This window comes from Nostoc sp. (assembly GCF_036919495.1).
GTDB lineage: Bacteria > Cyanobacteriota > Cyanobacteriia > Cyanobacteriales > Nostocaceae > Nostoc.
On the sequence record NZ_JBALBZ010000140.1, the window covers coordinates 1 to 13,888 of the forward strand.

At 41.1% G+C, this 13,888-nt stretch carries 11 protein-coding genes and 1 pseudogene; 7 read left to right on the plus strand and 5 right to left on the minus strand.

The window, feature by feature from the left end:
• Positions 1 to 458: 458 nt before the first annotated feature.
• Positions 459 to 950: pseudogene (locus V7K25_RS19340) on the minus strand (pentapeptide repeat-containing protein); the annotation flags it as partial.
• Positions 951 to 1,121: 171 nt separating this feature from the next.
• Here V7K25_RS19340 and V7K25_RS19345 point away from each other — a divergent pair.
• The 4 genes from V7K25_RS19345 (at position 1,122) to urtE (ending at position 5,829) form a co-directional block, all read left to right on the plus strand.
• The gene (locus tag V7K25_RS19345) at positions 1,122 to 1,739 is read left to right on the plus strand and encodes a chloramphenicol phosphotransferase CPT family protein (RefSeq protein WP_335160125.1); all 618 of its coding nucleotides are present in this window, start codon (positions 1,122 to 1,124) and stop codon (positions 1,737 to 1,739) included.
• Between the two features lie 519 nt (positions 1,740 to 2,258).
• The gene (locus V7K25_RS19350; RefSeq protein WP_335160126.1) at positions 2,259 to 2,732 is read left to right on the plus strand and encodes a DUF29 domain-containing protein; all 474 of its coding nucleotides are present in this window, start codon (positions 2,259 to 2,261) and stop codon (positions 2,730 to 2,732) included.
• 293 nt (positions 2,733 to 3,025) lie between these two features.
• The gene (aspS, locus tag V7K25_RS19355; RefSeq protein WP_335160127.1) at positions 3,026 to 4,813 is read left to right on the plus strand and encodes an aspartate--tRNA ligase; all 1,788 of its coding nucleotides are present in this window, start codon (positions 3,026 to 3,028) and stop codon (positions 4,811 to 4,813) included.
• A gap of 317 nt (positions 4,814 to 5,130) precedes the next feature.
• Positions 5,131 to 5,829, plus strand: a complete 699-nt coding sequence (urtE, locus tag V7K25_RS19360) for an urea ABC transporter ATP-binding subunit UrtE (RefSeq protein WP_335160128.1) — start codon at positions 5,131 to 5,133, stop codon at positions 5,827 to 5,829.
• On the opposite strand, the gene V7K25_RS19365 is transcribed toward urtE, so the two are convergent.
• From V7K25_RS19365 to alaS, 3 genes are all read right to left on the minus strand, one after another.
• Positions 5,792 to 6,532, minus strand: a complete 741-nt coding sequence (locus tag V7K25_RS19365) for a hypothetical protein (protein WP_335160129.1) — start codon at positions 6,530 to 6,532, stop codon at positions 5,792 to 5,794. The genes urtE and V7K25_RS19365 overlap by 38 nt on opposite strands.
• A gap of 8 nt (positions 6,533 to 6,540) precedes the next feature.
• A complete protein-coding gene (locus V7K25_RS19370; protein WP_335160130.1) occupies positions 6,541 to 6,672 on the minus strand; it encodes a hypothetical protein in 132 nt (43 codons plus the stop codon).
• 311 nt (positions 6,673 to 6,983) lie between these two features.
• Complete coding sequence (gene alaS / locus V7K25_RS19375) at positions 6,984 to 9,626, minus strand: alanine--tRNA ligase (protein WP_335160131.1); 2,643 nt, start codon at positions 9,624 to 9,626, stop codon at positions 6,984 to 6,986.
• Positions 9,627 to 9,896: 270 nt separating this feature from the next.
• Here alaS and V7K25_RS19380 point away from each other — a divergent pair, with 270 nt between their 5' ends.
• Both V7K25_RS19380 and V7K25_RS19385 read left to right on the plus strand, forming a co-directional pair.
• Positions 9,897 to 10,097, plus strand: a complete 201-nt coding sequence (locus V7K25_RS19380) for a heavy-metal-associated domain-containing protein (RefSeq protein WP_335160132.1) — start codon at positions 9,897 to 9,899, stop codon at positions 10,095 to 10,097.
• Between the two features lie 1,042 nt (positions 10,098 to 11,139).
• Positions 11,140 to 12,162 carry a GGDEF domain-containing protein gene (locus tag V7K25_RS19385; RefSeq protein ID WP_335160133.1) on the plus strand — a complete coding sequence of 341 codons (1,023 nt, stop codon included), beginning with the start codon at positions 11,140 to 11,142 and terminating at the stop codon, positions 12,160 to 12,162.
• A gap of 70 nt (positions 12,163 to 12,232) precedes the next feature.
• Here V7K25_RS19385 and V7K25_RS19390 read toward each other — a convergent pair whose 3' ends face one another.
• Entirely contained in the window at positions 12,233 to 12,913 is a 681-nt protein-coding gene (locus V7K25_RS19390) for an ATP-dependent Zn protease (RefSeq protein ID WP_335160134.1), read from the minus strand.
• Between the two features lie 222 nt (positions 12,914 to 13,135).
• On the opposite strand from V7K25_RS19390, the gene V7K25_RS19395 reads away from it, so the two are divergent.
• Positions 13,136 to 13,351 carry a DUF2945 domain-containing protein gene (locus V7K25_RS19395; RefSeq protein ID WP_335160135.1) on the plus strand — a complete coding sequence of 72 codons (216 nt, stop codon included), beginning with the start codon at positions 13,136 to 13,138 and terminating at the stop codon, positions 13,349 to 13,351.
• Positions 13,352 to 13,888: the final 537 nt, after the last annotated feature.

Genomic DNA, 13,888 nt, shown 5'->3' on the forward strand with positions numbered 1-13,888 from the left:
GCATATTACACTGTATTACTACCATCAGATCCACAATCACCTTGAAACCTTACACAGTAAGGCATTAATTCCTCTTGCCTTCAAAAATGAGCGAAGTACAGCTCTAAGTTTAATGGGGTGCGATTTCTGAGTTGATACAATACAGACCTAACCCCCAACCCCTTCCCTATAAGGGAAGGGGAGTAAGATTCAAAGCCTCTCTCCTCTTAGGAGCTACGGTGTACACACAAGTCGAATTACCCCCCTTAATCCCTCCAATATATTGGGGGGAAACCGGAAATCTAGTTCAATCCCCTTTATAAAGGAGGGAAACCGAAAATCTAGTTCCCTCCCCTTTATAAGGGGAGGGTTAGGGTGGGGTAAAACCTTGGGTTTTTCAGCTATTTCAGACTTGTGTGTACACCGTAGCCTCTTAGGAGAGAGGAATGGAAATGAGGTCAAAGTGAATCATGGGTGGATTACCCTAAACCCAGAAAATTGGAAATCAACGGTAACAGATTGCTGCACTGTTCAACCAACTTTGTAGCACTGGGTAAACTAGAAATTGTCCCTTTTAAAATCTTTATAGCCGTTTTCGCCGCCTTTTGCATTGCCCCCTCTTGAGGACTTTTCCCCGCTTCTGCTAAAGCTTTCACTTGCTCTAATGCCTCATCTTTATCTTCTTGCGGTAAGTTTGTATCAGCCTCAATCGCTGCTTGCAATTGCGTCAACAATTCCTTAATTCCCGGTTTATCAGGTTCGGGAGACGCTGGTAACTCGTTGATGGTATTTGTTACCGTACCGCTAATATCACCTAAATTTAAAGCTTGTCCACTTGCATTAAAGTCTCTGCCAACACTACCAATTTCAATTTTGCGGCTGGCATCATTGCTGTTAGTCATATTTTTATTCTCAACTTTATTGTCAACTTGAACATTAATCGGCTTATTCGCTAATAATCTTACAATCTCTCTGTAGTTATAAATATTGCAACTGTAGCGGTCTACCTTGAAATGTGCTTGCACTAACAATCAAATCTCTACCTCAATGAGGCATTGGCTGAGATAGAAGCATTTTCAATTGCCGATTCAACGTTTTAGCCTTAACGTGGAAATGCTAACTATATATATTGAGGAGCGATCATGGGGCAGACACAGGATCTAGGACAAATTATCATCCTGAATGGTGTCCCACGATCAGGGAAGTCAAGTATTGTTGCAGTAATCCAGGAGACATTTGATGGTCTGTGGATGAACTTGGGTGTCGATAGGTTTATGCAAATGACTCCCCCACGATACCTGCCTGGGATTGGTCTGCGACCAGGGGGAGAACGCCAGGACATCGAACCCCTTGTTCCTATTCTGTACAGCGCCATGTATGAGTCCATCGCGGCCCACAGCCGCTTGGGTCTGAATGTCGTGGTTGATGTCGGACACCATAACGGCTACGCAATCCCACGGGGCATTTTGGTCGATAGTGCGCGGCGTTTGAAAGGATTGCCGGTCTTGTTCGTAGGCGTTCGTTGCCCCATTGAGATTATTATGAAACGGCGACAAAACACGGGGGGGAAAGTAGAAAGTGCAGCCTACTCGTTAATGCCACATCCGGTTGAGTTATGGCAACGTGAAGTCCACATCCCTGGCATCTATGATCTTGAAGTCGATACCTCGTTGTTAAGCCCAGGTGCGTGTGCCGAGATGATACGCCAGCACCTTGCAGATATTCCAACGCCGTCGGCATTCCAACGACTTGCTGCATAACATATTTAAGCTGTCGTTAATATTGCAACTGTAGCGGTCTTCGGGTTCATGGGAGCGGTCTCCCTTGCAACGTTACTCACTAACACCCAGTTTATGTATCAATACGGTTGGGTTAAGGGACTTCCAATAAATAAATTATCCAATCTTGTGGGGTGGGCATCTTGCCCGCCTTTGACTATGGGCGGGCGAGACGCCCACCCCACAATAAATAGTTGTATATTTTTTTATTTGGAAGTCCCTAAGCAAAGCGCAACCCAACAAAGCCCTGAAAATGTTGGGTTTCGTTCCTCAACCCAACCTACACATTTCAAGGTTTTTGGCGCTAACCCAAGCGTATTGGTTTATGTATGCTATTAGAAGGTTTTAACTCTAGAACTGTTACTAAAATGATTGCTCAAGATTAAAACGATGTTTGTCAGGCTATGCGCTAAAGAATTGTTAAACCTCAAGAGCAAAATCACCGCTAAAAGCCTGATTAAAGTTCCCTGTTCACCGTTTCCTTTTTGAGGATTGCTGTATATGAACAATCAACTGTACGAACGAGATTTTAATCTGTGGCGAGAAAGCCTTATTGAGCAGATTAAAGAACATCGTTTTAATGATATAGATTGGGAGCATTTGCTTATAGAATTAGAAGACATGGGAAAGTCAGAGAAACGGTCATTTATTAGTAATTTAACAATCTTGATTGCTCATTTACTGAAGTTAACCGTTCAATCTGATGCTCCTGAGATGATGAAAGGAAGCTGGTATAGTTCTGTTACAGAACATCGTTTTCGAGTAAAAAAGGATTTAGAAGAAAATCCTTCTTTCAAAAATTATATTACTGAAGTTATTTCTCAAGCCTATGCCGATGCTCGTAAACTGGCAATCAAAGAAAGTAAAAAAGCTAAATTAGCAGTGAGAAAACCAACAGACACAGAATATCCTCTCGATTGTCCTTTTCTGATAGAACAGTTATTAGATGAAGATTTTTATGGAGACAACGATTAACAGTTATTAGTTGTGTTCCATAGTTAAGTTACACAAAAGTATATTGTAAAAACGGAAACATTATATTACGGAAAAGATGGTGGTGCGAGAACACGGTGAGAGTATCCGATAATTTCTTTGTCCAGATCGCGTGTTCTTTGAGCTTTTGCGTCTCACTCATCCCCGGAATCGACCTTTGCCAAATTGGCGTGAGATTATTGTATGTTTATTACTACAATTACTATTGATGCTAGATAATGGGAAAGCTTTGACATTTGCTTGCCAATCTAGCCCGGAAACAATAACTAAGACTTATGCGAACTCACTATTGCGGCGAACTCCGAAAAGAACATATTGGAGAAACTGTTACCTTTTACGGATGGATAGACCGTCGCCGCGATCACGGTGGTGTGATATTTTTAGATTTACGCGATCGCTCTGGAATTGTCCAAATCGTCAGCGATCCGCAACGCACCCCTGACTCTTACGAGCAGGCGAACGCCCTACGAAATGAATATGTTGTCGAAATCACTGGTAGGGTAACACAACGTCCCGAAGAATCGTTGAATACCCGCATCCCAACAGGCGAGGTAGAAATCTACGCCGATAAAATTAAACTCCTGAATGCTGTTCGCAAACAGTTACCTTTCCAAGTTTCGGTAGCTGATACCGAGACAGTGCGGGAAGACTTGCGGCTGAAATATCGTTATTTGGATTTGCGACGCGAACGCATGGCGCAAAATTTGCAACTGCGTCATCAAATTGTCAAAGCCATGCGTCGTTATTTGGAAGATTTGGAAGGTTTTATCGAAGTCGAAACCCCAATACTTACCCGTTCTACCCCAGAAGGGGCGCGGGATTATGTTCTACCCAGCCGCGTCAATCCTGGGGAGTGGTATGCTTTGCCGCAATCACCCCAGCTATTTAAACAATTGCTGATGGTATCCGGCTTAGATAGATATTATCAAATTGCCCGTTGCTTTCGTGACGAAGATTTACGCGCCGACAGACAACCAGAATTCACTCAGTTGGACATGGAAATGAGCTTCATGTCCCAAGAAGAAATTATCGAACTGAATGAAAACTTAGTTTGCCATATCTTCAAAACAGTTAAAGGCATTGAGTTGCAGCGTCCTTTCCCCCGCCTTACTTACGCTGAGGGGATGGAACGCTACGGTAGTGATAAACCAGATACCCGCTATGGTTTGGAATTAGTTGATATCTCAGATATTGTCAAAGACTCTGGTTTCAAAGTCTTTCGAGACACTGTTACCAATGGCGGTATTGTCAAAATACTACCCATTCCCAACGGTAACGATGTAATTTCTAATGTCCGCATTAAACCAGGCGGTGATTTATTTAAAGAAGCCAGCGAAGCCGGTGCTAGGGGTTTAGCTTTTATCCGCGTCAGGGATGATGGCGAAATTGACACTATTGGCGCGATTAAAGATAACCTCAGCGTTGAACAAAAAGCAGAAATTTTACGCCGCACAGGTGCAAAAGCTGGACATTTGCTGTTGTTTGGGGCAGGGGAAGCTGCTACAGTTAATAAGACATTAGATAGATTACGGCAAGCGATCGCTAGAGAATTTAACTTAATCGATCCAGAAAAAATCAACTTACTGTGGATTACAGATTTCCCGATGTTCGAGTGGAATGCTGACGAAAAGCGTCTAGAAGCACTACACCACCCATTTACAGCACCCCATCCTGATGATTTGAGCGATTTAAAAACTGCACGTGCCCAAGCTTACGACTTGGTACTCAACGGCGTAGAAGTTGGTGGCGGAAGTCTACGGATTTATCAGCGAGAAATTCAACAGCAGGTGTTTGAAGCTATTGGTTTATCTCCTGAAGAAGCACAAAGTAAATTTGGCTTTCTCTTAGAAGCATTTGAATATGGTACACCGCCGCATGGTGGCATCGCCTACGGTTTAGATCGTTTGGTAATGTTGCTAGCCGGCGAAGAATCTATTCGAGATGTCATTGCTTTTCCGAAGACACAACAAGCGCGTTGTTTGTTAACAGATGCACCTTCGAGTGTAGATGCTAAACAGTTGAAAGAATTGCACGTTGCTTCAACTTATAAACCAAAGTCTTAGTAAACTAGAAAATTGTCTAAGTAAGGTGGGTAATGCCCACCAATTACTTGAATTGAGAAAGCAAATATTAAATGCATCCTAATGTGCATTAACTAAAATAGATTGTTTCAGGCTTTTCTTAATTATCCTGCGATGCCTACGGCGGTAAACTACGTAAATAGACCATACTATATGAAACATTGCTGTGCCCTTACGAAAGATATGGTTTTTAGCTTTCATTCATATTTGGCATTTATTGTCAATGCGTAAGTTATGTAATGGTTCCTACAGCCATTGCACCCCAGCATAAGTAAAATTCATTAGCAGTCACTTTTCTAATGCTAAAAATCTCTAACCTAAACGTTTACTACGGCGAAAGTCATATTCTCCGCAATGTAGATTTAAGCGTACCATCTGGGCAAATGATATGCCTAATTGGTCGCAATGGCGTAGGTAAATCGACATTACTTAAAACAATTATGGGTTTACTCAAACCCCGTAGCGGTACAATTAACTTAGCTGGAGAATTAATCAACTCTAAATCTCCCGACCAAAGGGCAAAGTTGGGAATTGGTTATGTCCCTCAAGGACGAGAAATTATCCCCCGTTTGACAGTCAAAGAAAATCTGCTGCTGGGGTTGGAAGCTAAACGCAAGCCAGTAAAAAAAGCAGAAATTCCAGAGGAAGTTTTTAGCTTATTCCCGGTGTTAAAAACCATGCTTTCCCGGATGGGTGGTGATTTGAGTGGGGGGCAGCAGCAACAATTAGCGATCGCTCGTGCTTTAATGGGAGAACCTCAATTACTCGTATTGGATGAACCCACCGAAGGTATTCAACCCTCCATTATCCTAGAAATTGAAGCCGCAGTCCGTCGTATCATCGAAACTACAGGCATTTCTGTTTTATTGGTAGAGCAACATTTACACTTTGTCCGTCAGGCTGATTACTATTACGCGATGCAAAAAGGTGGTATTGTCGCCTCCGGTTCCACAGCCGAACTCAGCCAAGATGTGATTCAACGCTTTTTAGCTGTTTAATTTTTGATACTTCTATATCAATAGTGTCAGAAGCAATCAAGTCTGCTGCTTCTTGTAAAAGCTCATGTTGTTCCTTTTGAATTGCTTCTAAGCGACTAGAAATTTCTGCTAATCGTTCTTGTTTGTTTGGTTGAAAATTCTCAGGTAGCAAAGCTGGTAGGTTATCAATTGTTTCTGTAGCTGTCATTCGTTGAACAGCAAAAGTCCCAACTTTAGTTAAGGATAAAAAGCTAACTTTAATCAAAGCCTGAAGCAATTTTAACGGAACTTGCAGTATTGACCAACTAGCTGTTTCAATCAAGCGGACAATTGCTTTGATGATGCTCCAGATGAGAGCGATCGCAAACAGCAAAATTACTATACTAATAATTGGGTGATTAGCCGCCCAACTTAGTATTTGAACTAACCTAAATAATATTGGGTGTTGTGTCAGCCAATCACTAGCAGAAGATGCAATCGCATCTTTAACTGCGCCTGATGTTGTACTCTTAAATTTATCAGCAGTTTGCCAAGTTTGTTCTAAGCTTGTCGTAACTGTATCAATTGCTTTATCAGTCGTTGTAGTTGCTGTTGCCTTCAAAGACTCCCCAACTTGTTGTGCTGAGTTACTTAGAATGTTAACATTTTCACCGACAAAATCTTTCAAATTTTGTAAACGTTGCAAAACTCCGTTAGATAAATGTATGTCTATTTGGGAAGCCATAAAATATTTCACCGAGGTTGAAATCTAAGCCGCAACCCATCTTTAGGGCGATTAGTGGGAACCACAATTACCTCTAAACTTTGATTGGGTAATATCTCCCAATGATAACTACGTAGAAGATGAGCAGCAATAATTTTCATAACCTAACCTAAAATCTAGGTTGTGTTAGGCGAAGCTGTAACCCTTGGTGTTAACTGAAGCTAGAAATAGCTTAACTGTTGGCTGACTCACCCGCCTGGAACTAAAGTTCTTTGGCTTTTAGCTAAAGTCTACTGAAGTAGACTAAAGATTTTTTGGATTATTTAGTCATCTTTAGATGACTTTCGCTATTAGCAAGGAACTTCAGTTCCTTGCGGGACATAGCTTTTACGTTAAGTTGACACCTAGAAGCCGTAACGCACCAATTCGCTTGGTGCGCTACACTTATCTGTGTGGTTGAAGCAGAAGATAGTTAACCCAATGCGGACTTTAACTCACTTTCGGCCTGTTGCAACGCTTCTGGTAATTTACTCGCATCCCGTCCGCCTGCTTGGGCTAAGTTCGGTCTTCCACCGCCACCGCCACCGCAGATTTTAGCGATCGCACCTACAAATTTACCAGCTTGCAAGCCTTTTTTGTTCACTTCTGAACTAAAAGCTGCAACTATACTAACTTTCCCCTCTTCAGGAACAGAACCCAGCACCACTGCACCGTTACCGATTTTTTGCAGTAAGCGTTCGGCTGCGGTTTTCAATGATTCTGGATCAACATCTTCTAATTGGGCGACAATAATTTTAGAATCGCCTACAGTTTGGGCTGTTTGCAGCAAACTATCAGATTTTGCGATCGCTAACTGTACCTTCAAGGTTTCCAATTCCTTTTGGCTATTTTTCAGTTCGCTTTGCAGACTTGTGATTCTGTCTGGTACTTCTTCGGGTTTAACTTTAAAGCGATCGCTCAAATCTTTAACTACTTTATCCCGCAGGTTGAGATAATCTAGTATTGCTGGCCCCGAAACAGCTTCAATGCGCCGCACGCCAGAAGCCACACCAGCTTCGGAAATAATTTTAAATACGCCAATTTCAGCCGTATTACTCACATGAGTTCCACCGCATAGTTCCATTGATACGTTCGGGAAGTCAATCACGCGCACTTCCTCGCCGTATTTTTCGCCGAACATCGCAACAGCACCCCTAGCTTTTGCCTCTGCTAAAGGTAATACTTCCACTTTTGCAGCATGTGCTTCAGCAATCCAAGTGTTCACCTGTTCTTCAATTTGTTGCACTTCTTCTGCTGTAAAAGCGCGGGGACAATTGAAGTCAAAGCGCAACCTGTCAAAGGACACTAGGGAACCAGCTTGAGATATGCTATCATCAACAATTTTTTTCAAAGCCGCTTGCAACAGGTGCGTTGCGGTATGGTTAGCTTGGCTGCGACGGCGACAAGCCGGATCAATTTGAGCGGTTACATTATCGCCTACGCGCAGTGTACCGCGTTCGATGCGTCCGAAGTGAACAAAGAAATCAGATTCTTTCTTCACATCTTCCACCCGAACTACGATTCCATCACCAGATATATAACCGCGATCGCCGATTTGTCCCCCAGATTCACCATAAAATGGCGTTTTGTCAAGGACAATTTGCACCTCTGTTCCAGCTTCTGCTTCCTCTTGAGAAACACCTTCTACCAAAATCGCTTCGACTTTTGCCGTCGCCGCCGATTGGGTATAGCCTAAAAACTCGGTGACTTGGATATGTTCTGCTAATTTATCGAGGGAACCTTGCACAGTTAAATCGATGGTTTCGTGTGCTGCTTTGGCGCGTTCCACCTGTTTTTGCATTTCGGCATCAAATCCCGCTTCATCGACTGTGAGATGATTTTCTTCAGCAACTTCTTGAGTAAGTTCGAGGGGAAATCCGTAGGTGTCATAAAGAGTAAATGCACTTTCACCGCTAATTTGAGTTTCCCCTCGCTGTTTCACCTCTTGGATAATTTCTTCTAGGAGTTTTTCGCCTCTATCCAGAGTTCTGAGAAAATTCGATTCTTCTCGTTGCAACTCAGCTTTAATTGCTGCTTCCCGTTGGCGCACATTGGGGTAAGCTGATTCAGAAAGAGCGATCGCAGTTTCGGCAACTTGGGTAGTAAATTCTCCAGAAATCCCAATTAATCGCCCATGACGCACCACACGCCGAATTAACCGCCGCAACACATAACCCCGCCCCACGTTGGAAGCGCGAATTTCATCAGCAATCATGTGGACAACAGAACGAACGTGATCGCCAATAACTTTTAAGGAAACTTTGGTTTTCTCATCACTTTTGTGGTAATCAATGCCAGCAATTTCGGCTGCTGTTTGGATAATTGGAAAAATCAGGTCAGTTTCGTAATTATTGGGAACTTTTTGGAGGATTTGCGCCATTCTCTCCAAACCCATGCCGGTGTCGATGTTCTTGTTTTGCAGTGGCGTTAAATTCCCGGAAGCATCCCGGTTATATTGCATAAAGACGAGGTTGTAAAACTCGATGAACCGGGAATCGTCTTCTAAATCTATATTTTCGTCACCGTGTTCTGGGTGGAAGTCGTAATAAATTTCTGAACAAGGCCCACAAGGCCCAGTCGGCCCAGATACCCAAAAGTTATCATCTTCGCCCAAGCGCTTAATTCTTGCTACCGGCACACCAATTTGATCGCGCCAAATGCCAAAGGCTTCATCATCATCTTCAAAAACGCTGACGACAAGATTTTGGGGGGAGAAGCCAAAGACTTGTGTAGAGATTTCCCAACCCCAAGCGATCGCTTGTTCTTTAAAATAATCACCAAAGCTGAAATTGCCCAGCATCTCAAAAAATGTGTGATGCCGTTTGGTGCGTCCGACATTTTCGATATCGTTGGTGCGGATACACTTTTGCGAAGTCGTAGCCCGCTTAAATTCTGGTGTACGCTGCCCCAAGAATATCGGCTTAAATGGTAGCATCCCCGCGATCGTCAGCAGCACGGTTGGATCTTCTGGCACGAGGGAGGCACTTGGGAGAATTTGGTGATTCCGTTGGGCAAAGAAGTCGAGAAATATGTTGCGAATTTCGTTACCGCTTAAGTACTGAGGATTTGAAGACATAGGTATTTTTAACTTTAGACTTGGGCGTAGCGGCAGTAGATAGGTGTATTTTCATAAATAGCTTTATATATTCTTGCATTTTGTTTCATATTACTGCCAGCGAATTGTGCCAGTCGATAAAATATATACAGTTGCTATGATGTTATTAAGCTACTGGTTGACTTTACTTTGGCTGGATCTGCTTAGGCGTAGCCCATCGTAGATATCGCATTTTGATCTTTAAGATTAATCCTTAAGAAATACTTTAAAAAACCCATACTAGGGTAGCAAATGGCACTAAAACTGAAAGTATCAAATATTCCTTCTGAGAGATGTGCAGAAATAATTACTGAATGTATCCATGTTATAGAACCTCAAGCCAAGGTGGATATCGATGTTAATCCTAAAACTGTTACGGTGGAATCCGCAGCTTTTGAAGAGTCTATAAAACAGGTAATTGTTCCTGCTGGTTATGCTGTTGAGGGTTATTGATCGGGTTCTAACTTTTCACAGAAGTTGAGATTTTCATCTTTTAGGGTACGCTAACAAAATTTTTATATTTTTTCCGCCTTTTCTACGGGTGGAATTGAACTAATTTCCCCACATTAGGGGCAGGTTTTAACATAAAATATTTTTTTTAGCTTTGTTTTCTAGATTTGTGAGGTTGCAGTAAACAAAAAAAAGATGTGAATTAAGTAAATAAACCAACACTGCAAAAGTGTAGACAGAAACCATTTGTTTCTGCTAATAACATGAGAAAATTTTACCCTAAAAACTCCATCTAAAATTGTAGGGTAGTTTAGTGCTATAAACTTACTGCTTTAGTAAGTAACTTGGTAAGAATAAATCAAACTAGATTAAGTAATCTAAAAATCTTGAGATTAGTTTGTAGTAAGTACTTTAGTCCTCAAATAATGTCTGGAGCCGCTCACTACAAACCTTGAATTATTCACATCGCTCTACTTAGTAGCAACTTTTACTCTCTATTTTATTCACGTTTTTTTGGCAATTCAACCCCTACCTTGATAATTTATAAAAGCCTATTTTTAAAGAAAAAGGCTTAACTGCTGTTTGGTTAGTAACATTTCTCATTCAATAAAATAGTTTTGGTTTTTATAATTGAATAAAAAAGTTTTATAACCTCTTTATTTTTCTACTTAAGAATAATTTTATCTACCTAATATAACAGTTATTAAAAATTATTGATTTTAATAATTATTTAAAAAAATAATACTTAAGAAAGTATAAAAACAGTTTTTGTAAATTTCAATAATATTCAGTATTTTTACGGTTTTAAAAATATTGTGTAAAGAAGACATTAGTTGTCAGAAGATGGGGTTTTAAAAATGGGAGTAGCAAAAATAAAGTCTAAAAAGGAGATTAAAATTGAAAAAGTATTATAAATTCGGCGACAAAATAATATATCAGCAAATATAACTCCACCTAGAAAATCATATTTGGTATTAGCCAACAAAAGCAGCAAGTCTTAGAAAGTTAATCTCTTGAAAAGTTAAATAGGGTAAAAAATAAAGCAATGGATATTTCTATTCTGGTCTTTGGAAAAAATAACTTCATCGCCACACTTCCAGATCAGATCCGTTATGCGACTACTTTTAGTGTAGAAGTTATAGACAACCTTAATCAGGCAGTGTTGCGGATTGAAATGACGCCCCCCAATTTAATACTTGTGCAGGCTAGTCTGGATGGCAGTATGGAACTTTGCAATTGGTTGAAAGACCAGACAAAACTATCCTGGATATACTGTATTCTGTTCGAGGATCGTCTCCAGCAGCTTACTGATAGAAATAGAGGCTGGCACAGAGAATTAGAGATGAGTGTTGCGGCATTAAGGCAAGGAGCCGATGCTTATATTTGGCATCTTCTTGATGAAAAAATAGACCATAAATTGGCAGAATTAACCCCCAATCATGGACTAATACTTGCTCAATTGACTGTTGGCTTGCGAAAAGCACAAAAATACCGAGATTTGATTCGTACAAATGATATGTTATCAGCGATCGCCTTAGCCGATTCGTTGACAGAATTAAATAATCGTCGTGCTTTAGAATGGGACTTACCCAGGCAAATAAAAAAAGCTAGAAGTCAAAAGACTTCCATGAGTTTGATTATTTTGGATGTAGATCATTTCAAAAAAGTTAACGATACTCACGGGCATTTAGTTGGCGATCGCATTTTGCAGCTACTATGTAAGCGTCTGCGGAACAATCTGCGCTGTCAAGACACAGCATTTCGCTATGGTGGCGAAGAATTTGTGATTCTTTTGGCTAACACCAACGATGAAGAAGCACTAATCGTCGCCCGTCGTCTTAATCGGTTAGTCTGCGAGAAACCATTTTCACTCAGTAACAAACTGATAATTAATGTCACCATTAGTTTAGGTACAGCCTGTCTGCAAGCTGAGGATGATGAGCAAGGAGTAAGTTTGTTGTATCGTGCCGATCAATGCTTGCTACAAGCTAAAACCTCTGGACGTAATCGAGTTATTGCCTCGAACTATTTATCTCATGTGCCACATTTAAAAGTTGTTTCTTCTTAAAAGTGGGTATTTGTGATTAGGCATAGGTTATTCTCCTTGTCCCCCTGCCCCCTGCCCCCTGCCCTACTCCCTACTCCCCACTTACTCTTAACTGTGCATGACAATCTTCTACCGAAGTGCGTTCTCGCATGGCATTAACTAAAGCCTCGTAGCTAGACCAATTTTCTTGCAGTAGGGTTTTTGCTTGCAGGGTATGAAACCGCAGTTTCTGCTGATAAACTGATTCAGAAAAGCCTAAAATTGTCAAGACTCCTATCAGCTTACTTTTATCATCGCCTCCACCCTCAGCATTATTAAAAACTAGGGTTTCAGCAGCAATACCCGCCATCCAAACAGTGCAGTAGCGGTCTAGCATTTGGGCACTGATTTTACCCACTTCTAGTTGAGATGCTAATTCGTTATCATCAAAGCTAACGCCGCCTTGTCCAGGTTGGCCCTGTTTCCAAGCTTCCCAAGCGCTGAGAGTGTAACCGGTAACGGGAATACCTAACAGGTAAGCAACCAAAAAATGCCCTGCTTCGTGGTGGACGATGCGATCGCGGTGTTCACTTGAAAATCCAGCAATCCAATCTAAAAAGATAGTACCACCCTTGCCTTGCAAGCTAAAACTGTCAAAAGTCGCTATTCCCAAAATAGCGAAGGTAGCAAGCGCCGGTACTGCGGGCGATAAATTCAAGAATGGCCCCAGCAGTACCGATAGAGTCATCAGAAAGATAGATATTGCAACTAAATTTAGGCTAGTCTGGCTCATTGAGAGTTTTTTGAGGATCTGCTTAATCTTTCTTCATTATCAGGCGATACCCAGCTTTTGTATCAAGGTGGTGGGAGCGATCGCCTAATTTTTTCATCTTACACCTAATTAAATTAATGGCTTAATAACGGATGTTTTATCTATCACTAGAATGATGGCTGCTTTTGCAATCGCAGACATAATGTGACGTTAGTAGATATAAAACATTAAGAGGAGATGAATATGGCTGAAAAATTCAAAAATGGCGATCGGGTTGAATGGAACACTTCACAAGGCAAGACAACTGGCAAAGTAGTAAAGAAACTCACGTCACCTACAGATATTAAAGAACACCATATCGCTGCAAGTGAAGATAACCCTGAGTACTTAGTTGAAAGTGAGAAGACAGGAAAACAAGCTGCTCACAAGCCTGATGCTCTTAATAAAGTAGAGGAGTAATAGTTAATCATGAGCAAAGATGTTAAATCAGTAATTGACGAGTTTCATCAAGTTGTCAATATGACACCCAAGGAACTAGAGTCTAGTTAAAAAAAATATACTTTTTTAACTCCTTTTATAGCAATACTTAAATTAAACTCACCTTTATGAGCATTTTTAACAGTAATCTGCTTTATAAATTAACACAGTTCAGTTAATACCGTTTCTTTGTGAAGCTGCATATATTTACCCCCCGGCTACGCCGTCCCCCCTTGTGAAAGGGGGACTGATTATGTGCATCTTCATACAGAATTGGTATAAGTATTCTTTCTTCTCTTCCTTCTCTTCCTTCGTGTCCTTTGCGTCCTTCTCTAACGAGACGCTGCGCGAATGCGGTTCGTTAAAAAAAATTCACTTTGACAAAGGTAAAGCCTTAACTGAACCGTATTGCTTTATAAATTTCAATAACATGTGTGTAGTATTAACTCGTAACTGTCAATATTTTGTCAAAACCCTATACTAGTTATGAGGAAAATAGCGGAAAACAACAGGTTGCTG

Excerpts from the sequence above, each read along its gene's own strand:
- V7K25_RS19370 (WP_335160130.1), bottom strand. The coding sequence starts at position 6,672 with ATGAAAATTATTGCTGCTCATCTTCTACGTAGTTATCATTGGGAGATA.
- V7K25_RS19380 (WP_335160132.1), top strand. The coding sequence starts at position 9,897 with ATGGCACTAAAACTGAAAGTATCAAATATTCCTTCTGAGAGATGTGCA.
- V7K25_RS19350 (WP_335160126.1), top strand. The coding sequence starts at position 2,259 with ATGAACAATCAACTGTACGAACGAGATTTTAATCTGTGGCGAGAAAGC.
- urtE (WP_335160128.1), top strand. The coding sequence starts at position 5,131 with ATGCTAAAAATCTCTAACCTAAACGTTTACTACGGCGAAAGTCATATT.
- V7K25_RS19345 (WP_335160125.1), top strand. The coding sequence starts at position 1,122 with ATGGGGCAGACACAGGATCTAGGACAAATTATCATCCTGAATGGTGTC.
- V7K25_RS19390 (WP_335160134.1), bottom strand. The coding sequence starts at position 12,913 with ATGAGCCAGACTAGCCTAAATTTAGTTGCAATATCTATCTTTCTGATG.
- aspS (WP_335160127.1), top strand. The coding sequence starts at position 3,026 with ATGCGAACTCACTATTGCGGCGAACTCCGAAAAGAACATATTGGAGAA.
- V7K25_RS19365 (WP_335160129.1), bottom strand. The coding sequence starts at position 6,532 with ATGGCTTCCCAAATAGACATACATTTATCTAACGGAGTTTTGCAACGT.
- V7K25_RS19385 (WP_335160133.1), top strand. The coding sequence starts at position 11,140 with ATGGATATTTCTATTCTGGTCTTTGGAAAAAATAACTTCATCGCCACA.
- V7K25_RS19395 (WP_335160135.1), top strand. The coding sequence starts at position 13,136 with ATGGCTGAAAAATTCAAAAATGGCGATCGGGTTGAATGGAACACTTCA.
- alaS (WP_335160131.1), bottom strand. The coding sequence starts at position 9,626 with ATGTCTTCAAATCCTCAGTACTTAAGCGGTAACGAAATTCGCAACATA.